The sequence below is a fragment of the Archangium violaceum genome (assembly GCF_016859125.1).
Classification (GTDB): Bacteria; Myxococcota; Myxococcia; order Myxococcales; family Myxococcaceae; genus Archangium; species Archangium violaceum_A.
The window spans coordinates 3,059,812-3,079,488 of record NZ_CP069338.1 but is presented as its reverse complement, the minus strand read 5'-3'; the positions used below and the strand labels follow the sequence as shown (position 1 = coordinate 3,079,488).

The 19,677-nt window shown below is 68.3% G+C and carries 19 protein-coding genes; 14 read left to right on the top strand and 5 right to left on the bottom strand.

The annotated features are described in order from the left end of the window. Nucleotides 1–72: 72 nt before the first annotated feature. The 5 genes from JQX13_RS13205 to JQX13_RS13185 all read left to right on the top strand — a co-directional run bounded on the left by JQX13_RS13205 (nt 73) and on the right by JQX13_RS13185 (nt 8,497). Nucleotides 73–1,329 (top strand): glycoside hydrolase family 16 protein, encoded by a 1,257-nt coding sequence (locus tag JQX13_RS13205; protein ID WP_203409356.1) that lies wholly within the window; start codon nt 73–75, stop codon nt 1,327–1,329. A gap of 160 nt (nt 1,330–1,489) precedes the next feature. Beyond that, the gene (locus JQX13_RS13200) at nt 1,490–2,830 is read left to right on the top strand and encodes a hypothetical protein (RefSeq protein WP_203409355.1); all 1,341 of its coding nucleotides are present in this window, start codon (nt 1,490–1,492) and stop codon (nt 2,828–2,830) included. Nucleotides 2,831–2,968: 138 nt separating this feature from the next. Then, on the top strand, nt 2,969–6,832 hold the full coding sequence (locus tag JQX13_RS13195) for a serine/threonine-protein kinase PknK (protein WP_203409354.1): 3,864 nt from the start codon (nt 2,969–2,971) through the stop codon (nt 6,830–6,832). A gap of 56 nt (nt 6,833–6,888) precedes the next feature. Next, nucleotides 6,889–7,389: a hypothetical protein gene (locus JQX13_RS13190; protein ID WP_203409353.1), complete on the top strand. Its 501-nt coding sequence runs from the start codon at nt 6,889–6,891 to the stop codon at nt 7,387–7,389. Nucleotides 7,390–7,414: 25 nt separating this feature from the next. Continuing rightward, complete coding sequence (locus JQX13_RS13185; protein ID WP_203409352.1) at nt 7,415–8,497, top strand: hypothetical protein; 1,083 nt, start codon at nt 7,415–7,417, stop codon at nt 8,495–8,497. On the opposite strand, the gene JQX13_RS13180 is transcribed toward JQX13_RS13185, so the two are convergent. Further along, complete coding sequence (locus tag JQX13_RS13180) at nt 8,434–8,874, bottom strand: hypothetical protein (RefSeq protein ID WP_203409351.1); 441 nt, start codon at nt 8,872–8,874, stop codon at nt 8,434–8,436. The genes JQX13_RS13185 and JQX13_RS13180 overlap by 64 nt on opposite strands. 184 nt (nt 8,875–9,058) lie before the next feature. On the opposite strand from JQX13_RS13180, the gene JQX13_RS13175 reads away from it, so the two are divergent. Beyond that, nucleotides 9,059–9,664, top strand: a complete 606-nt coding sequence (locus tag JQX13_RS13175) for a hypothetical protein (protein ID WP_203409350.1) — start codon at nt 9,059–9,061, stop codon at nt 9,662–9,664. Between the two features lie 49 nt (nt 9,665–9,713). Here the strand turns inward: JQX13_RS13175 and JQX13_RS13170 are convergent, their stop codons facing one another. Beyond that, on the bottom strand, nt 9,714–9,986 hold the full coding sequence (locus JQX13_RS13170) for a DUF2277 domain-containing protein (RefSeq protein WP_203409349.1): 273 nt from the start codon (nt 9,984–9,986) through the stop codon (nt 9,714–9,716). Between the two features lie 47 nt (nt 9,987–10,033). Then, the gene (locus tag JQX13_RS13165) at nt 10,034–10,573 is read right to left on the bottom strand and encodes a GNAT family N-acetyltransferase (RefSeq protein WP_203409348.1); all 540 of its coding nucleotides are present in this window, start codon (nt 10,571–10,573) and stop codon (nt 10,034–10,036) included. A gap of 174 nt (nt 10,574–10,747) precedes the next feature. On the opposite strand from JQX13_RS13165, the gene JQX13_RS13160 reads away from it, so the two are divergent. The 6 genes from JQX13_RS13160 to JQX13_RS13135 all read left to right on the top strand — a co-directional run bounded on the left by JQX13_RS13160 (nt 10,748) and on the right by JQX13_RS13135 (nt 16,144). Beyond that, entirely contained in the window at nt 10,748–11,713 is a 966-nt protein-coding gene (locus JQX13_RS13160) for an endo alpha-1,4 polygalactosaminidase (RefSeq protein ID WP_203409347.1), read from the top strand. A 249-nt stretch (nt 11,714–11,962) separates the two neighbouring features. Next, entirely contained in the window at nt 11,963–12,304 is a 342-nt protein-coding gene (locus JQX13_RS13155) for a hypothetical protein (protein ID WP_203409346.1), read from the top strand. A gap of 42 nt (nt 12,305–12,346) precedes the next feature. Next, the gene (locus JQX13_RS13150) at nt 12,347–13,126 is read left to right on the top strand and encodes a hypothetical protein (protein WP_203409345.1); all 780 of its coding nucleotides are present in this window, start codon (nt 12,347–12,349) and stop codon (nt 13,124–13,126) included. A gap of 16 nt (nt 13,127–13,142) precedes the next feature. After that, nucleotides 13,143–13,616: a DUF6328 family protein gene (locus JQX13_RS13145; RefSeq protein WP_203409344.1), complete on the top strand. Its 474-nt coding sequence runs from the start codon at nt 13,143–13,145 to the stop codon at nt 13,614–13,616. A gap of 209 nt (nt 13,617–13,825) precedes the next feature. Beyond that, nucleotides 13,826–14,698: a DUF4142 domain-containing protein gene (locus tag JQX13_RS13140; RefSeq protein ID WP_203409343.1), complete on the top strand. Its 873-nt coding sequence runs from the start codon at nt 13,826–13,828 to the stop codon at nt 14,696–14,698. A 186-nt stretch (nt 14,699–14,884) separates the two neighbouring features. After that, the gene (locus JQX13_RS13135; protein WP_203409342.1) at nt 14,885–16,144 is read left to right on the top strand and encodes a PQQ-dependent sugar dehydrogenase; all 1,260 of its coding nucleotides are present in this window, start codon (nt 14,885–14,887) and stop codon (nt 16,142–16,144) included. A 17-nt stretch (nt 16,145–16,161) separates the two neighbouring features. Here JQX13_RS13135 and JQX13_RS13130 read toward each other — a convergent pair whose 3' ends face one another. Both JQX13_RS13130 and JQX13_RS13125 read right to left on the bottom strand, forming a co-directional pair. Next, nucleotides 16,162–17,400, bottom strand: coding sequence for an endonuclease/exonuclease/phosphatase family protein (locus tag JQX13_RS13130; protein WP_203409341.1), 1,239 nt, complete (start codon nt 17,398–17,400; stop codon nt 16,162–16,164). A 4-nt stretch (nt 17,401–17,404) separates the two neighbouring features. Further along, a complete protein-coding gene (locus JQX13_RS13125; RefSeq protein ID WP_203409340.1) occupies nt 17,405–18,280 on the bottom strand; it encodes an HAD family hydrolase in 876 nt (291 codons plus the stop codon). 254 nt (nt 18,281–18,534) lie between these two features. On the opposite strand from JQX13_RS13125, the gene JQX13_RS13120 reads away from it, so the two are divergent. Both JQX13_RS13120 and JQX13_RS13115 read left to right on the top strand, forming a co-directional pair. Next, entirely contained in the window at nt 18,535–19,086 is a 552-nt protein-coding gene (locus JQX13_RS13120; protein WP_203409339.1) for a DUF2188 domain-containing protein, read from the top strand. A gap of 65 nt (nt 19,087–19,151) precedes the next feature. Then, nucleotides 19,152–19,631 carry a hypothetical protein gene (locus JQX13_RS13115; protein ID WP_203409338.1) on the top strand — a complete coding sequence of 160 codons (480 nt, stop codon included), beginning with the start codon at nt 19,152–19,154 and terminating at the stop codon, nt 19,629–19,631. Nucleotides 19,632–19,677 lie beyond the last annotated feature (46 nt).

The window sequence follows — 19,677 nt, the reverse complement described above, 5'->3', positions numbered from 1 at the left end:
ATGGCTTTTTTGAGATGCGGGGCGGGAGTCCCCCTCTTCCCTGTAGACCTTTTCGAGGATGGAGGGTTTCAGATGATGCGAAGTCTCGTGGGACGAGGACGTGGGCGGTGCGTGCGGCTGGCCTGCGTGGTGGGCCTGAGCGGGCTGTTGGGGATGGGCTGTGGGCCCGAGCCGGAGGTCCGGGCGCTCGCGCCGGAGGAGACCCGAGCGAGCACGGCCGCGGCGACGGACAACCTGCTCGCCAACGGCGGCTTCGAGCAGGACCTCCAGGGCTGGAAGACGTGGCAGGCAAGCCTGTCGCGGATCCTCCGTTCCTCGGACGCGCCCGAGGGCGGCTACGTGGTGAAGGTCACGCCCGTGGCCGGGACGAGCGGAGGGTATTCGCTCGAGGCCGCGTCGAGCGTGGTGGCGGCTCCCGCTGCGTTGGGCACATACACGGCGAGCGCCTACGTCGCCGCCGCGAGCACGAGCGCGGTGGGCAAGACGGTGATCCTCGCGCTCCGGGAGACGGATGCCAGCGGTGTCGTCCGTGTGTGGGAGCAGAGGGCGACACTGACGCAGACCTTCCAGAAGGTCACCGTCTCGGCCACGCTCGAGCAGACGGACCGGAAGCTGTCCTTCTACATCCTCCAGACGAACAGCGTGTCGGGTGACGCCCTCTACGCGGATGACATCCGCGTCACGGCGCCTGGCACGCCCCCGGGCTGGCGGCTCGTCTTCCAGGATGACTTCCTGGGGAGCGCGGTCGATACCACCCAGTGGAGCATGTACTACTCGCCCGGGCATGGCGGCAATGGCTTGCGCCGTCCGAGCGCGTTCAGCGTCGCCAATGGCCTGCTGACAGTCACCGCGCAGATGGTCGATGGCACGCTCGTGTCGGGCGGCATGTCGCACAAGTCGAACTACAAGTACGGCCGCTTCGAGTTCCGCGTCCGCACCGAGCCGGACCCCAGCGGCACGACCAGTGGCGTGGTGCTCACGTGGCCCCAGAGCGGGAACTGGCCCTCGGATGGGGAGAACGACATCTACGAGACGGGCACCGGCACGAGCCGCGCCAGCTTCAGCACGTTCATCCACTACGGCGCGGACAACCGCCAGTACCATTACAGACACGCCGTGGACGCGACCCAATGGCATACCGTCGCGATGGAGTGGGAGCCGGAGGCCCTGCGCATCTTCCGCGACGGGGCCCTGGTCTGGACGCTCACGGACGTCAATGCCATCCCGGACGTGGCACACCATCTGTGCATCCAGCTCGACGCCTTCCGCACCACCATGGGCGCTCCGGTGAAGATGTACGTGGACTGGGTGAAGATCTACCAGCGCTGAGCGCCACCCCCTGGAGCCGCGGGGTGTGAGGCAATTCACTCCAAACGGGTGAACCTCTTCATGGTGGATGCCCCGGAGGCTGCTGCAACCTGCCCCCATCCGGGCACCTCGCGGGGCCCGTCCACGTGGTTTCAGTCGAGCACCAGGGGGATCGCATCCGATGCTGAGTCGATACACCTTCGTCACCCGACTGTTCATGGGAGTTCTCCTCGCCTGGCTTCCCGTCGCGAGCGCCCAGGCCCCGGCCGCTCGCCCGTCGCCCCAGGTGTCGGCGGTCGTCCCCGTCAGCATCACCCCGCCGTTCTCCGACCCCGAGAAGAACCTGCCGTATTTCGATGACTTCGCGTGGCGGGAGTTCATCGCGCTCACCTGGCCGGCACAGAAGGGCAGATACCGGGGCCTCGCCGACAACGGGAAGCGTTATGGTGACGTGTCCGTGCCGGGGGTCTGGGAGACATGGAAGGCGGACTACGAGTTGTTCCTCCCCGGGGGTGCGGCTCCGGCCACCTGGAACAGCTTCGACACACTCTCGCCATGCGATCCCAACGAGCGGCTGGCGCCCTACACGAAATACCTGGCCTCCTTCGACAGGTTCCACGGGTTCAACCAGGCCGGCCTCAAACGTCAGGCCGGTCCGCTGGTGAGCCAGAACCGCCAGTACGTCCGTTACGAGTTCCGGGTCAACAACACGCAGTACAACTTCATCATCAATCCTCCCTCGCGGTACCCGGGCCCGCTGTATCTGGCGGAGAACCTGCATGGCGGCACGGACAACCCCCTGGAGTTCCCGTTTGGTTCGATCGGGGTCAAGGCCTCGTGGCGCATCATGACGGGGGTGCCTCCCGAGCAATGGAGCCGCTACTACGTCACCCAGGCCAACGTGCTCGACCCGGTGTCCGGCAGGTGCACCCCAACCCCCGTCGGTCTGATCGGCCTGCACATCGTCAACAAGGTCGTGGGCTTCCCGAACTGGATCTGGGCCACCTTCGAACACGTCGATAACGTTCCGGCCATCCCGGGTGAGAAGAGCCAGGGGCGCGCGCCGTACGCGCTCAACAACGGCGATCCGACGACGCCGCCTTCTCCCATGGGCAGGCCGATCGATCGGTGTAATCCGCCGCGGCGGGACCCGGAGCCGACGCAGGTGGTGCGCATGCGGCCGATCGCCAGCTCGACCCAGCGTACCAACGAGGACTATCACGCCGCCCCAGGCGTCAAGGGCACCGTCTGGGAGAACTACCAACTCGTGATGACGCAGTGGCCGACCCACGACGGGACGGACAGCTTCCCCAATGCGCGCCAGCCGCAGCCGCAGACGAACACGGCCAACGTGGCGGCCGAGACCTGGTTCCAGGACTCGAGGTCCTCGTGCATGGCCTGCCATGGCAGGGCCAACCTGCATGGGTTCGATGGTGTCTGGTTCCTCCCGTTCAATGCGTATCCCCGGCCGGAGGTCCCCTGCCAGTCCCTGCTCCAGAAGGACGAGAAGGAGCAGGAGTAGCTGGAGGGCCCACCCGCGCCTCCTTCACAAGCGGAATCGCGCGGTGGATAATTCCTGTCCATCAACGCATCCTCGAGGCGGGCCTCGGTGTCCTCCTCCATGGGTCCTGTCCGGTTCGCCGGGGGAAAGGCGGGGCACGTGCGGATTCTGTCTCAGAAGGGATTCGAGGGGACCGCGCGGTTCGAGGTCCGCCGGCTCATCGGTCAGGGAGCCTTCGGCTCCGTCTACGAGGTTTTCGACCGTCACTACAACATGGTGGTGGCACTCAAGCTCCTCCATGACTCCCGGCCGAGCGCGCTCTACCGCTTCAAGCAGGAGTTCCGGCTCCTCACGGACATCGTCCACCCCAACCTGGTGACGCTCTACGAGCTGCACTCGGAAGGTGACCGGTGGTTCTTCACCATGGAGTATGTGGCGGGGAGCAACTTCATCGCCTACGTCCGCGAGCGCTCCGCCACCTCGGGTTCCTTCAACCCCATCTTGTCGCAGGCGCCCACCGAGACGCTCGAGCCCAGGGCCCCGTGGACGAGCCACGTCGAAGAGACGACCCTGGTGTTCCCATCGGAGACGTCGGCACGCGCGGCACCGCCCGCGCCGCTCTCCGCCGCTCCCGCGCCCGGTGCCCCAGAGCCCGCTCGCCCCGTCTTCTCCGTGGACCCGCGGCGCCTGCGCTCCGCTTTCTTCCTCCTGGCCCAGGGCGTCCGGGCCCTGCACGCGGCGGGCATCGTCCACCGCGATCTCAAGCCTTCCAACGTCCTCGTCACCAGCACCGGCCGGGTGGTGCTGCTCGACTTCGGGCTCGCCCGCGAGTTCGCGCCCGCGCCCATGGACGCGACTCCCGAGGAGTTGGCCGGCACGCCCTGCTACATGGCACCGGAGCAGTGGATGGGCGAGGCCGCCACCGAGGCGAGCGATTGGTTCAGCGTGGGGGTGATGCTCTATGAGGCCCTCACCGGGCAGCGCCCCTTCGTGGGTCCTCCGGCCCAGCGCCTCCAGGATCAGAAGAGGGGGGCGGTGCCGCCTTCGCGGCTCACGTACGGCCTGCCGCCGGAGCTCGAGGCTCTCTGCATGCGCATGATGAGCCCCATGCCGGAGGACCGCCCCAAGCACGAGGAGATCCTCTCCTGCCTGGCCCCGGAGGGGAGCGGGAGCCACGGGAAGAGCCGTCAGGTGCTGACGGGTCAGGGGCGCTCGCTCGTGGGTCGCGAGGCGGAGCTCCAGGTGCTGGAGGAGGCCTTCGAGCGGAGCAGGGAGGGGCGGGTCGAGACGGTGTACCTCAGCGGCGGTCCCGGCCTGGGGAAGAGCACCCTGCTGCGGACCTTCCTGGACTCCGCCTACGCGCGTGGTGCCATCACGCTGATGGGGCGCTGCTACGAGCGCGAGTCGGTCCCCTACAAGACCCTGGACAGCCTGCTGGATGCGCTCATGCGCTACCTCCTGCAGCTGCCCGACAACGAGGCGCGAGAGCCCATCCCCGCCCAGGTCCAGGAGCTCACGGCCTTCTTCCCCGTATTCCGGGTGCTCGCGCAGCTCGCTCCGGACGCTCCGGCACCCGCCGAGCCGCTCGATTCGCTCCAGATGCGCCATCAGATGGTGGCCGTCCTCAAGAAGCTGCTCGCGAGCCTGGCCCGGCGGGGACCCGTGGTGCTCTGCTTCGATGACCTCCAGTGGGGCGACGCGGACAGCGCACGCCTGCTGGCCGAGTTGCTCTCGCCTCCAGACGTGCCGCACCTGCTCCTCGTGGCGAGCTACCGCACCGGGGAGGCGGAGGTCAGCCCCTTCCTCCGCGAGCTGGAGCAACTGCTGGCGCACTCGCCCGCGCTGGCTCCCCGGCGCGAGCTCGTGCTCCAACCGCTCCCGGCGGAGGAGGCCCTGCGGCTCGCGCTGTTCCGGCTGGGCTCCTCCTCGCCCGAGGCCCGGCTCCGCGCCGAGCGCATCGTCCGCGAAGCCGAGGGCAATCCCTTCTTCATCGAGGAGCTCTCCCTCGAGCCCGAGCAGGTCACCGAGGAGGCGCCCGCGGCGTCCAGGGAGGGGAGCTCCCTCCGGGATGTGCTCGGAAGGCGGATCCACCAGCTCCCGGAGAGCGCGCGGTACCTGCTGGAACTGGTGGCCGTGGCTGGGCGGCCCACCGACGAGACCCTGGTGCTCGAAGCGGCCCGGGAGGGAGAGGCCGCGCTCTCCTCGCTCGTCCTGCTGCGCGCTCGGAGTCTGTTGCGGGTCCGCAGGGGGGAGCACACCCGCCTGGAGGTCTCCCATGATCGAATCCGCGAGTACGTGGTGGAGGGACTCGAGGCCAGCGCGCTCGCCGGACGCCACCGTCGGCTCGCCGAGGTGCTGGAGACCCGGCCCGAGCCGGAGCACGAGCTGTTGGCCGAGCACTTTCACGGAGCGGGTGAGCTGCGCAGGGCGGCGGTCCATGCCGTCCACGCGGCCGAGCGCGCCTACAAGGCCCTGGCCTTCCACCGTGCCGCGGAGCTCTTCGGGTCCGCGCTCCAATGGGGGGGCGGTGCCTCCGACGCGGAGCTCCCGCGTCCCAGGGTGCTCAAGACGCGCCGGGCCGAGGCCCTCGCGAATGCCGGCAGGGGCGCCGAGGCGGGGCCGCTGTTCCTCGAGGTGGCTCGCGAGAGCCCTCCGGAAGAGGGGTTGGGGCTCCAGCGCCGGGCCATCGAGAGCCTGATGCTGAGCGGCCGTATCGACGAGGGGCTGGGCCTGGTTCGGCCACTGCTCTCCCAGGTGGGCCTGTCCTATCCCCGGACCAACGTCGGAGCCTTCTCCAACCTGCTCTATCAGATGCTCCGCCTCCAGATGAGCCGTCTGGAGCCGAAGGCGCGGAGGACGCCAGCTCCGCCCGGGATGCTCGTCCAGGTGGACATGGGTTGGGCGCTCGGTAAATCGCTGGCGAGCGTGGAGTGGATGCGGGCGGGCAGCTACCAGCTGCAGAGCTTGAGGCTGGCATTGGAAGCGGGGGAGCCGTCCCGGGTCGCCCGCGCGTTGATCGCCTTCGGTCCCATCCTGATCTGGCAGGGGACGCCCCAGACGCTGGAGAAGGGCACCCGCTACCTCGAGCGGGGCTGGGAGCTTGCCCAGCGGCTGAAGGAGCCCGCGTTGATTGGCTTTGCCGAGACCTACCGTGCCGCGCGCTCGTTCGTCCTGGGTGACTGGAGCACCGCGCTCGCACAGGTGGATGGTGGGATGACGCTGCTCCAGCGGCACGGGACGGACGTCATCTGGGAGCTCAACGTGGGGCATACCCTCTACACCCTGGTGCTGCAGGCCACCTGCGACATCCAGGGATTGGAGCGGCGCGCTTCCGAGTGGTTCCGGTGGGCCACCGAGGTGGGCGATCTGTTCTCCCGGGTCACCGCCTCGTTCTCGACCGCGTACTGCCTGCTCGCCCGGGACGAGCCGGAGGAGGCCCGGGCGCTGCTGCGGGAGACCATGGCGAGCTGGACCCAGAGCGGTCTCGTCCAGAAGAACTTCGACTTCCAGCGCCATGCCCAGGCGGACCTCTACCAGGGACGGCCCGCGGACGCCTGGGCCCGCCTGGAGAAGAGCTGGCCCGCCCTCGTCTCGGGGCAGATCTTCCGGGCGCAGAACGCGCGCATGGAGCTGTATGCGCTGCGGGCGCAGATCGCGCTGGCCCTGGTGCGGGAGGACTCGAGCCGGCGCGCGAAGCTGCTCGAGACGGCCGAGCAGGACGCTGCCCGGGTCGGCCGCGAGATGCGGAGGGATGCTCCCTTCCTGGAGCAGCTGCTCCGGGCGGGTCTGGCCCGGGTGCGAGGGCAGCACGAGCAGGCCCTGGCCCACCTGTCGGTGGCCATCAACGGTTACCAGTCGGCCAACATGCCCACCCATGCGGCATGTGCTCTCTGGTGCAAGGGCGAGCTGCTGGGCGGTGAGGAGGGCAGGGCGCTCAAACTCCGGGCCGACACGCTGCTGACGGCTGGCGGAATCAAACGCCCGGAGCGATGGGCGACCCTTCTGGTTCCGGGTTTCAAATGATATAGCCCGGCTGTTATCGAACGAGTGGTGATTTGCGTCGACGCCGAAAGGGAAACATGCTTCTGCATTTCATCTCTGATCTGCTTCGCAACCCGGAACTCCAACGCAAGTTCACCAAGAACCCGAAGGGCATGATGGAGGAAGCCGGCCTGACCCCGGCTCAGCTGGAGGCCCTGCATGCCGGTTCTCTCGACAAGGTCATCGAGCACCTCCGTCTGGAGTTGAGCCACGTGGAGCTGTTCGCCGCGGTCTGGGTGAAGTCGGTGGTGGAGATCTCCTCGGTGACGCCGGACCCTGTCGAGACGGGCACCTCGGTTCAGCTCCAGATCTCCGGCGACTTCTTCGCGCTGGGTTCGATGGCCGTGCTCAAGCAGGGGACGGTGGAGCTCCCCGGGCAGACGCTCAACGTGGTGAACGCGGGCAACCGGGGGTCGCGTCTGACCGCCCAGGTACAGATTCCCTCCAACGTGCCGCTCGGCGCGTATTCGGTGCTGGTGGCCAACCCGGACGGGCACTACGGGAGCAAGGACAACGCCCTCACGATCGTGAGCGCCTGAGCACGCGAGAGCGAGCACTCCCCCGATGATCGTCCACGTCGATGAGTTGCTGAGTCGGCTGCGTCCGTTGCTCCCCGAGCTGCTGGTGGACGGGCGGGCCCTGGACAACATCCACACCGCGGCGCGGCTGTTGCCGGAAGTCTCGGGAGGCATCTGCCTCGAGTGCCGCCTGGAGGAGGGCTCCCGGCGGGTGGACTTCATGGTCTGCTGCATGGCCAGTGATGGGGGGCCCCCGGCACTGGCCGAGGCGCTGTCCAAGACACGTGAGCGTTTGCGCGGCCCCCACTGGGACGGCATTCGTGCGTTCTCCCAGGAGTGGGTGAAGCCCGGCTCGGTGCTGTCGCGGGTCCCCATCTTCTGGCTGGAGTACGATCTGGAGGGGGCTGTCTCCGGTGTACCCACGCCTTTTCCCTTCGTCTGTGTGCAGCCCGAGTTCGAACGGAGGGTGCCTACCTCCCGCCGGGCCTCGGGTGCCACCCACGATGAGGCGCTTCGCATCATCTGGCGGGCCCTGGAAGTGCTCCAGGGCAGGCCGGTGTCGCCCGCCATCGCGAGGACCATCACCCGCTGCTTCGAATTCCTCCCCGACCTGGCGGAGGTGGCGCACGTCGCGCCGCTCGCCGCTCGCGGCTCGGAGGCGATCCGGGTGGTCATCGGCGCGCCGCGAGCGGAGCTGGGGGCGTTCCTCGAGCGGATCGGCTGGCCGGGCCCTCGCGCTCAAATCGAGGAGATCGCCGAGCGCTGGCTCTCGCACCTGCACCTGATCGATCTGAACCTGGACGTGGGAGAGACCATCGGACCCACCGTGGGGCTCGGACTGGCGATGCCCGACGAGCCGCGCGGGACGTGGGCGGAGGGCGTGCTCCGCCGGCTGGTCGAGGCCGGGCTCTGCTCGCCCGCCAGATGCGATGCGGTGCTGGCGTGGCCGGGGTCGGAGCGCGTCATCCTCGACGGCCACGCCTGGCCGAACAAGCTGTGCCGGACGCTCGGGGTGAAGCTGGTGTGTCGGCCCCACGAGCCGCTCACGGCGAAGGCCTACCCCTATTACGAGTGCCGCTTCTCGCTCTGGAAGGACGCGTCCGTGACGTCGAAGTCACGCTTGATGTAGAAGTTCTTCGAGCCCATGTCGGTCTTCACGAACCCGCAGATGACGCTGGTGCTCGTGTGGCCGTTGACCGCGGGGTCGAAGAGCTGGGTGCTGGCGAAACCAGACATCCAGGTTCCATGCGGGGCGTTCATGCCGTTGAGGCTGCTGTTGCTGGAGCAGTATTGCACGCGCTTGCCCCGGGCGCTGTACGCGGACACGTACAGACTCGAGACCGCGTTCGAGGAATCCTTCGGCTTCACCGTGCAGCAGACGGAGAGCGTGCCGTCCGAGTAGCCCACCACCCAGTCGGATACGGTGACCAGTTCGTTGCCGGGATACGCGTTGGCGTCTGCTTCCCTGCCCGTGCTGCCCTTCAGCGCGTGGGTCGTGTCATCCATGTTCCCCTCCCTTGTTCGGTGAGCCAACCCGGGCTCGGACCATAGCGAAGTTCGGGCGCGCCGAGGAAGTCGCGGCCCCGCTCGGCTCCCTGGGGGGCCCCGCGGGCCAGGGCAGCTTCAGTGGGCCGGTTTGTCCCCGGGTCGGAGCACCACCAACTTCGGGCGAAAAGGAGGTCGCTTGCTCATGATGCGTCGAATCGCGGTGTGTCTCGTCTCGCTCGTGCTCACCTCGCCTGTCTGGGCCCAGGGCCAGGAGCAGGAGCACGCCCCGGCCGCCACGGGTGGTTCGGGCATTCCCATGGACATGTCCAGGATGGGCCCGTGGACTCGCAAGCCCACCCATGAAGCGAAGACACGAAAGGAGATCGAAGCCTGGGTCAAGGAGGGCGATGCCATCATGAAGCGTCGCGACTTCGAGGCGGAGCTCGCCCGGGCCGACTTCCCGGTCTACATGCTGACCGATGACAGCAAGGGCGTGCCGATGGCCGAGACGTACGACCGGCAGCAGTACGTGCAGATGATGAAGCCCATGTACGAGCAGATGCCCTCGGACATACAGATGAACCACAAGCTCGGCATCACCGTGTTGTCCGATTCGCTCGCCAACCTCACGGATGACTACACGATGACCATGGGGGGCCAGAAGTACTCCGGCAGGAACGCCGGGCTGCTCGTGAAGCGCGATGGTCAGTGGAAATGGAAGGCGTTCTCCGAGGCGGGCTGGGGAGACATGCCGCAAGCCGCGGTCGGTGGCTCCGGAACGCACGGAGACCAGGAGAAGCAGAAGTAGGGCGCATCCGGTATGCGCAGGGGCCTCGCCACGGGCTCGGGGGGAGACCTCAGCCCCGTGGCTCGGCCTTCTTGAAGCGCAGCTTCTTCATTTCCTCGAAGCGCGCCCGATTCCTTGGTGGGGTCGTCGCCACCAGCCCCTCGAGCATGCGCTTGGAGCTCTGGAAGATCTCCTCGACGGCGACCTCGAAGGCGTCGGCGTTCTGCTTCGACGGCTTGCGCGTGCCGGCGATCTTCCGGACGAACTGCAGCGCCGCCGCGCGGATGTCATCGTCGGTGGCGGGCGGCTCGAAGTTGAACAGGGGTTTGATGCTTCGGCACATGTCTTGAGGTTAACCCTGCCGGCCCCAGGAGATCCACGCCCGGCTGCTCACCTGGCCTCGGGGAGCCTCTCGAGCATCAGCATGGGCCCGCCTTTATACGTGCCGCGTGCGAACTCGCGGAACCCGCACTTGTGCGCGACCTTGAGGGAAGCCTCGTTCGGCGGGTCGATGATGCACACCACCCGCTCCGGACCGAACCGGCCTTCCGCCCACTTCAGCGCCGCGCGCACGGCCTCGGTGGCGAACCCCTTTCCGTGTGACCACGGAGACAGCACCCAGCCCGCCTCCTTGGCATCCCCGAGTGACGGTTCGATGTCACGTCGGAAGTCCGCGAAGCCCACCTCGCCGACGAACCGGCCCGTGCTCCTCTCGCGCACCACCCAGAACCCGAACCCCATCAGGTCCCAGTGGCCCACGTTGCGCAGCAGACGGGCCCACACCTCCTCCCGGGTGGACGGCTTGCCACCGATGTACCGGGTGACCTCCGGGTCGCTCCACAGCGCGAAGGCTTCCTCGAAGTTCTCGAGTCGATGGCCGCGCAGCGTGAGGCGCTCGGTGTCGATGGTGGGAATGGTGACGGCGGACATGAATTCACTCCTGTGGGGTTCACGACAACTTTAGCTGCCTCATGGGCGAGATGGGGGTTCTTTTAGTCTCTTGTTTCATGAGATTCGGGAGAAGCAGGCTTGTCTGGACGAGCGGCTCTGAATGCCTTATGCGCGGCGATGTTCAAAGCCAACTCACGGCTCAAGGGAGACACCATGCTGAAGCGATTGACCCGTCTGATTTCCTGTTCCGCGCTGCTCGTGTCCGGGTGCATGCCCATGGAGGGCGAGGACGCCCTGGCCGAAGCGGGAGCCAGGCAGGAGGCCTCCGGCGACCTGGCGTGCACCATCCCGAGCTTCCCCAAGGGGACCACCTGGATCTGGGACCTCGAGAACAGCTCCATCCCCACGACGCTCAACGCCCAGGTCTATGTCGTCGACCTCTTCGGGACCTCGAGCGCGAAGATCCAGGAGTACAAGAACGCTGGCAAGAAGGTGGTCTGCTACTTCAGCGCTGGCTCCTACGAGAACTGGCGGAGCGATGCCGCCCAGTTCCCGCGCGACACCTATTGCAGCCCCGGCGAGGACTGTAACGAGTCCATCCACATCATGGGCGACTGGTGCGAGAGCGGCGGGGGCTGCGAGTGGTGGTTGGATCACCGCAAGCCGGCGGTGCGGACCGTGATGGAGGCCCGCCTGCAGCTGGCGCGTGACAAGGGGTGCGACGCGGTCGAGCCGGACAACGTCGACGCCTACGCACACGACGATGAGATTTCGTGCACGGATCAGGCCTGCTGGGGCCTCACGGCGGCGGACCAGCTCGCCTACAACCGCTGGCTCGCCGAAGCGGCCCATGCCAGGTGTCTGGGCATCGCGCTCAAGAATGACGTCGAACAGGTTGCCCAGCTCGCCCCGTCCTTCGACTTCGCCATCAACGAGGAGTGCCAGAGGTACAACGAGTGTGGGGTCTACAAGACCGCCTTCGTGGACCAGAACAAGGCTGTCTTCAACGCCGAGTACCGCGAGGACGCGGGCGGCGACGTCACGAGCTGGACGTCGTGCACGGGAACGCAGGCGAGCTGCGCCTGCGGGGAGCGCGGCTTCGCTCAGGGCGACATGAGGACCCTGGTCTATAAGACCTCGAACGTCCGCTACAACAACGTGGCCATCACCTGCGGGTAGTCTGGAGCGCGCCCGGTGTGACACCGGGCGCGCTTCGGGTTCCCGGTTGGCGGTGTTCCGCGTGCCGCTGCTGGTATTGCTGAGGTTGAAGCAGGACGAGCCGAGGCTGCCGGGCAACCCATCCTTCCGTTCCCTCCTCCTCCTGCACCTCACCACACAGACGCTACCCACGAAGGGCAGTTCTCTCTCTCCGGGTGCGCACCATTTTCGTCCTGGAGGCTGGTGCACCCGATTCCTGAAGGGGACGACATGACGCTTTCAATCCGCGGGTTCCTGCGCAGGGCCTTTGCCCTCGGCACGCTGACGGCCGCCCTGGCGGCCGGGCAGGCCATGGCGCAGGAGGAGGAAGGGTTCTTCGAAGGAGGAATCTACGAGAACGACACCTTCGAGAACGATTGGTACTACGACACCTACGACATGGGGATGTACGACACGGGCGTGGGGGGCGCGGGCCTGGATGAGGTGGGCGAGTACGGTATGGGCTGGAACGAGAACGAGCTGTACGACGGCGACTACGACGCGGATGCCGGCAACGACTGGTTCTACGACACCTACGACGACCCGGGCGACGAGGGGCTCTTCGACATCTGAGGAGCCGGATGTAAAGCCTCTCAATCATCCAGGAGACAAGTCATGAAGAGTGCATTGAGCGCGTGGATCGTCGCGGGGACCGTGGTGTGTGTGACTCCCGCCTTCGCACAAGGACAGCAGCAGGCGGGCGGTTCGCGGCAACAACAGACACAGATGCAGCAGGGGGAGGCGGCCCATCAGGGCGGGACGGGCCAGCAGGCGCGACAGCGCGGCATGAGGAAGGTGCAGGGCACCATCCTCAAACAGAAGGAGGTCACCGTCCGCGGCACGGATCGCCGCCATCAGGTCGTCCTGCTGGAGACGCAAGGGGGCCGGCGGGTGGTGGTGGACCTGGGTTCCCCCATGCGCAACGCCCCTCAGCTGAAGGAGGGTCAGCAGTTGCAGGCCTCCGGGGTCGCCGGCCGCGTCGGGGACCGGGCCGTCCTGTTCGCCCAGCGCGCGACGATCGGCGGCAAGGAGGTCCAGCTCAACCGGCCAGAGCAACGGTTCAACAAGAGCCTGGCGCGCCAGGTGACGGGGCAGGTGGTACGCCAGAAGAACGTGTCCGTGCCGGGCAGTGACGTGGACAACACGGTGGTGCTGCTGCGCACCCAGCAGGGAATCGCGGCCGTCGATCTCGGGCCCGCGGATCAGCTGGGCTCGGCCCAACTCAAGGAGGGGCAACGCCTCTCCGTTCGTGCACGGCCCGTGATTCTCACGGATCGCATCGTCCTGGTCGCCGACCAGCTCACCTCCGGTGGGAAGACGATGAGGATCAACCGGCAGCAGTCTCCGGCGACGGGCGGGGCTGGAGTGGAGCCCCAGGACGAGCAGGGCCGTTAGAGACAACGCCCTCGACATGGACTCGCAATCGACGGAGCGAGAACGGTTCCGGGAAATCCTGGAGGAGCTTCGCACCATCATTCCGGGCGTCCAGGTCCTCCTGGCGTTCCTGCTCACCACCCCGTTCTCCTCCCGATTCGACCAGCTTGGCCAGACAGGCCGGACGCTGTACGGAGTCGCGGTGGCCAGCGCGGCCATCGCGACCATCCTCCTGCTGGCCCCCGCCTCCTATCATCGCATCACGCGCCTGTCCCAGGAGCGGGATGTCCATCGTCGGAGGCGCATCAAATACGCGGGAGTGATGACGGTGAGCGGCCTGCTCTTCCTGCTCGTCTCCATCATCACCGCCATCCTCCTGGTCACCCAGTTCGTCTTCGACATGTCCTGGGGCATGCTCGTGGCCGGGCTCGTGTTGGTCATCGCGCTCGTGTGCTGGTACGTGGTACCGCTCATCCAGCGCCCCGGTCACACCAACGAGTCACGGCGGTGAGGGCTGTCCCCCGCGGCCAATCCCTATCAATCCTCCCGCCCCAGGGGAGGGAAGGCCCTGTGGACGTGCGGTCTGCGTCTCATCCTCGTGGTGCGGGAGCTCCACACCGGTGGGGCGAGGGCCTGCACGGCGGCTCGGGATGCCGACTTCCCCGGCCGGAATCGCACCGTAGATTCTCCTGGGGGCCAGGGGCCCCGGGGGGATAAGACATGCGAAAACTGATGGGTTTGATGGTGGCGGCCTCGTTGGCGGGCTGGGGATGTGCGAGCGGCCCTCAGGAGCGGGCGGAACGACAGACGGAGCAGGAGCAGGTGGCCAGTGGCACGCGCGAGGAAGGCACGTTGCCGCAGCAGGAGGCAACCGAGGAAGACGAGCTCTTCGGACGCTCCTACGAGCAGGAGCAGGCCCAGGGCACTGGCGGCGCGGCCGGGGCCGGCGCCCAGCAGCAGCAGCCGGGTGCGATGCAGCAGCCGGGTGCGATGCAGCAGCCGGGCGCGATGCAGCAGCCGGGCACGATGCAGCAGCCGGGCGCGATGCAGCAGCCGGGCGCGCAGCCCCAGGTGAGACAGCTCGACGAGAGCCAGTGGTTGGCCGAGCTGATGCTGGCCAACCGGTGGGCCGCCGACATGTCGCGGATCGCCGAGGGCCAGGCCGCTACCCCCTCCGTCCGTCAGTTCGCGCAGAAGTCGGTGCAGACGCACCAGCGCTTCGAGCAACAGCTCCAGCAGCTCGCGCAGCGCGAGGGCATCGATATTGCGCAGGCCCTGCAACAGGGCGAGCTGAACGCAAGGCAGGACTTCATGCACGCGGCGATCCTCACCTCGCTGGCCAGCCTCCCGATGTTGAGCGGGGTGAACCTGGATAGAGCCTACCTGTCGTCCGTGGTGCTCTCGTACGACCTGGCCGTCGACAAGATGCAGTGGGCCTTGAAGCAGGTGAAGAACCCGCGGCTGACCCAGGCCATCCAGGACGAGCTCCAAACGCTCGTGCAGCACCGCCAGCAGGCGCACAAGCTCCTCGGGCAGGTCGCTCCCGAGGTGAAGCGAGGGCAGGCCCGCCGCGCGCCAGCCGATCGGCGCTGAGCCGGACCTCTTCTCCGGCCCTCTTCCTGGGCCGGGACGCACCGGTGTTCTGTTCAGTATCGGAGTGGCTCCTGGGACGCGATGTCAGGCAGTCCCTCGAGCCTCTTCCCGGGAGTGGTGGGGGCGCTCTCTTTCGGACACCGTGCATCTGCGGTTTCCCGGCCCGTCGCCTGCAGGTGTTCCACGATGCCCTCGTCCCGCCCGCCGCCTCGCTGTGCACTGTCCGCCCTCGCGCTCGCCGCGGCGGCCTGTGCTTCCTCTCCTTCCTCGCGGCCTCCCTCGGCCCCAGGTCCCAATCCCGAGGTGAAGCCCCCGGAGGCCCGCGCCGAGTCCGAGCGCATCGGCAAGGCCACCATCAGTCACGTCTCCCGCCCCGAGACCGTCCCCTTCCGCCCCGAGTTGCTCCGCCGCCTCTCGCTCCCGCCCGGCTTCCGCGCCGACGTCTTCGCCCAGGAGCTCGGAAGCCCGCGCATGCTGGCCGTGGGGAGCGATGGCGCCGTCTACGTCACCCGGCCCAGGCACGGGGATGTCCTCCTGCTCCGCGACCGCGATGGGGACGGACGTGCCGAGGAGCGGAAGACCGTTCTCTCCGGCCTGCCGCTCGTCCATGGCATCACCCTCCACCAGGGCCGCGCCTACGTCGCCACGCCCACCGAGGTCTGGGTCGCCAACGTCCTCCCCGATGGTTCCTGGGGCGAGCGCCAGCCCTTCCTCCGAGATCTCCCGGATGGTGGGCAGCACGCCAACCGCACCCTCGCCGTCGGCCCCGATGGGATGCTCTACATCTCCGTGGGCAGCAGTTGTAACGCCTGCGACGAGACCAACCCGGAGCACGCCGCCCTGCTGCGTGCGCCCCTGGACGGCTCGCGCCGCGAGCGCTTCGCCAGTGGTCTGCGCAACACCATCGGCTTCGGCTGGCACCCCGACACCCGCGAGCTCTGGGGCATGGACCACGGGAGTGATCACCGCGGCGACGACGTTCCCCCCGAGGAGCTCAACCGGCTCGTCCAGGGCGGCGACTACGGCTGGCCCTATGTCTTCGGCCAGCGGCAGGTGGACCCCATCATCGGGGACCCTCCCAGCACCACCAAGGAGGCCTACGCCCGGAAGACGGTGCCCTCCGTCCTCGAGTACCAGGCCCACGCCGCGCCCATGGGCATGGTCTTCTACACCGGCGCCATGCTCCCCGCCGAGTACCGGGGGGATGCCTTCATCGCCATGCGCGGCTCGTGGAACCGCCGCCCGCCCGTTGGCTACAAGCTGGTGCGCCTGCGCTTCGAGAACGGGCAGCCGCGGGGCTTCGATGATTTCGTCACCGGCTTCCTCCTCGATGAGGGCAGCCAGCACTTCGCCCGGCTCGCGGACGTTGCCCAGGCCCACGACGGCGCCTTGTTGCTGAGCGACGACACCAATGGCGTCCTCTACCGCATCTCCCGGGCCCGCTGAGCCACCGCTCCGGCGTGTCACAAGGCGTAGCGGGCGAGGACGGGCCGGTGATCCGACGCCTCGGTGGACTGGTCCACCTCCGCCTGCTCGGGCCGCAGGTCGCGCGTGGCGAAGATGGAGTCGAAGCGCTTGCCCGTCGCGGGCTTCGTTCCATCCGGGTCGGGTTCCGAGTTGAGGGTGGCCGCGTCCGCCACGTCCTGCAGGCGCCGCCACGCCTCGGTGCCCTCGCGCACCCGGCCCGACCTGAGCGCGTGCCGCGCCTCCTTCGGCGTCATCAGCGAGCCGTCCTCCCGGCGCACGCACACCGAGGACGCCGCGTCGAGCGCCTGTGGCAGCTCGCGCTCCAGGTCCCGCAGCGCGCGGCGGATGCGCGGATCTCCGATGTTGCCCACGCCCACGTCGCCCACGCTGGCGATGACGCCGCCGTAGCGCGCCTGGTACTCCTCCACGGTGTGCGTGGGATCGTAGCGGCGCAGCTGGGCCAGCAGCCAGGTGCCGTCGCGCTTGATGGCCACGTTGGCGTTGAAGTCCCCCATCACCACCGCCGGGCCGGGCCCGCACGCGTGCAACAGGCGGTGGAGCTGGCGCAGGTCGCTGGCGTTGATGGAGGTGTCTCCCAGCGTGTGGTGGACGACGTAGACGGAGACCGGACGTCCCCACACCTCGAGCACGGCGCGCAGTGCGCCCCGGTCCTCCTTCAGCTCGCCGGCCTTGTCCTGGCGGGAGATGGCCGCCCGTCGCTGGTCATCCTCCAGCGCATAGCGGTGATGAACCGCCTCGCGCAGCGGGTGCCGGGACAGGAGCGCCTTGCCATTGACGAGCCGCGCCTCCCCGTCCCCGGAGGCACCGAAGTAGGCGAGGTGGAAGCCGTGCTTCCGGGCGAGCGCCACGGAGATGGGCTGGTTGGCCTCCTGCAGGCCGATGATGTCCGGCATCCGCCCGCTGGCCTCGAGCCGCTCGAAGTAGCGCTCCAGCGCCTCGCGGCGCGCTCCCCCCATGAGGATGTTGTACGTCATCACCGTGAGGCCGGGCCCCCGGGGCGGAAGGGCGGAGGGGTGATACACCACCCGCGTCTCGCCGTCCCCGAGCGGGCGCGGTCCGGAGGTCTCGGGCAACTGGGCGAAGTCGTGGTAGGCGCGGGTGGGGCTCGGCTCGGGAAGGCGGGCCGTCCCGGCGCTGTGGGGGACGTGTCCGCCCAGGAAGGGGGCCGAGTAGAAGGGGAGCTGCTCGAGGAGGCGCGCGAGAAGTCGGGCCATGCCGTCACCCTCCGGTGGGCTCGCCGGGGGAGTGCCGCTCGCGCAGGGCGATGCGTTGGCACATGCTTCCCACGGCGAGCAGCAACGAATCACTGAGGTCCTCGCCCCGCCGGTAGTCCACGGGCGCCAGCCCCGTCACCCGCGCGTCCGCGCCGCGCTGGCCCTTGCGCTCGTGGCGTGCGCCGCGCTTGTACACCCCGAGGGAGATGCCGTGCCGCTCCTCGACGAGCGTGAAGCAGGGCACGTCCGTGAAGCCGTCTCCCACGTAGATGAACTGCGACAGGGGGATCCTCAGCTCGTGGGAGGGGGCCAGCCGGCTCACCTCGGAGGCGCGCTCCGCCTCCGGGCCCTCTCCCAGCCCGTGCGCGATGTGGAAGAGGTAGCGCGTCTTCTCGGTGTGGCTGATCACCTTGCGCGGGAAGTCCACCTGGCCGGCGGCGTCGTAGTGGAGCTCGTTGGCCCAGAGGGCGCGGAACTCCCCGGCGATGGAGGTGTGGCGGATGATGTCGGCGATGCCGCAGCTCAGCAGGTAGAACTCCAGCCGCGCGTGGCCCGGCTGTTGACGGGCGTGCGCGCGCAGCCGCTCGAACAGCTCGGGCACGCCCTGGAAGAGGCGCAGCTCGCGGCCCACCCCGGCGAGCCGCTCCCGGGTGATGGGGCCGCCGCGCGTCCTGCCGGAGCGGGAGAGCTCGACGAGCCGGAACAACTGCGCCGGGATGGGATCCCACCCCTCGTCCACGAGCCGCTCCTGGCTGGACCAGAACGCCTCCTCGTCCACCCCGAGCTCGCGCAGCAGGGTGCCCGTGCTGTCGGGCGCCAGCGTGTCGTCGAAATCGAAGATGACGGCGATGGTGTCGTGCCACCGCGCGGGCCTGGCCATCCGTGCACCTCTCCCTGCGCGTCCCACGGGACAAGCTCGGGCGGGCGGAGCACATTGCCAACCGCCGTGCCCGCGGGATGCGCATGACCTGCTTGCCCCTCTGAACGCCGGGCGTGCGCGGTAGCTCTCCATTCCTCACCGGAGGCACGAGTGATGCGCCACGCCGGGTCTCGACTATTGCCGCTCCTGTCCCCAACCTCTCTGGTGGAACGCTCCCACAAGAGTTCTCGGGCGTAGAACAGGCGAGGCACGCGATGGCATCGGCGACGAGGACGAGAGACCACGAGGAAATCCGGCACTGGGTGGAGGAGCGAGGAGGCATTCCCACCATCGTCAAGGGCACCGGGGGGCTGCTGCGCATCGACTTCGTGCGTGGCGCGAAGAGTGGTGGGCGCGAGGACTCGCTCGAGGAAGTGGATTGGGACCGCTGGTTCGAGCTGTTCGACCAGAACGAGCTGAGCTTCCTCCACTCGCCAGAAGAGGACAGCAAGTTCTTCAAGCTCGTCTCCGCGAGCAAGGGTGAGAAGCAGGACGGCTCGGACAGACGCGCCTCCACCTCATCCGAGCGCCCGAACAGGGGCGAGGACTGGAACGTGGTGCTCGTCACGAAGGAGGACGAAGGCTGGGTGGTGGAGTTCGAGGACGAGGGGGACCGGGAGGTGTTCCGCACCAAGTCCGAGGCGGTCCAACACGCGCGTGGGCTGGCACGGGAACATGAGCCGGCCGAGCTCATCATCGAGAAGGTGGATGGAGAAGAGGAGGACCGCATCCACTACGGGCTCCCCGAAGAGCACGCCCCGGCCTAGGAGCGGGTGGGCCTTCGGGCCACCCCCAACGGTAGAGCGCCGTACGAGAATCCCTGGAGATGGACATGCACGACAGCGGTTCGCGACGATGGAGGGTGGCGGGGGTGCTGGTCTCGGCCTCGTGGCTGGTGACGGCCTGTGGAGTCCTTCCGCAGAACCCGGGGAACGAATCCTACTCACCCGGCTCCCCTCGGGGCCCGGAGCAGGCCGGCTATAACGGCACCATCCAGGACATCCCCACCAGCATCGATCCCCGGACGCCCGAGGCGGCCGGCACCCCGGGCCGCTCCCTGGCGATGGACCCCGGTGAGCGGGCCCTGCTCGAGTCGAGGGGAACGGGCGGTGGCGGCCAGGGAGAGGATGTGGTGTTGGAAGCGGTCCCAGGGGTGGAGGGGAGGCGGTCCGGCTCCCTCTACGGAGGCTCGGGCGCGGAGGGCGCCGCCCCGATTCCCGGGGAGCGGGAGGTCATTGATCCGACTCGGGATACGCGCCAGCGGGCGCCCGCTTCCCAGGAAGGCTCTGGCGAGGGCTCCCAGCGACGTTGAACTGGAGCAGGAGGCGCGGCCCATCCGCTGCCCGACAAGGAGGTCG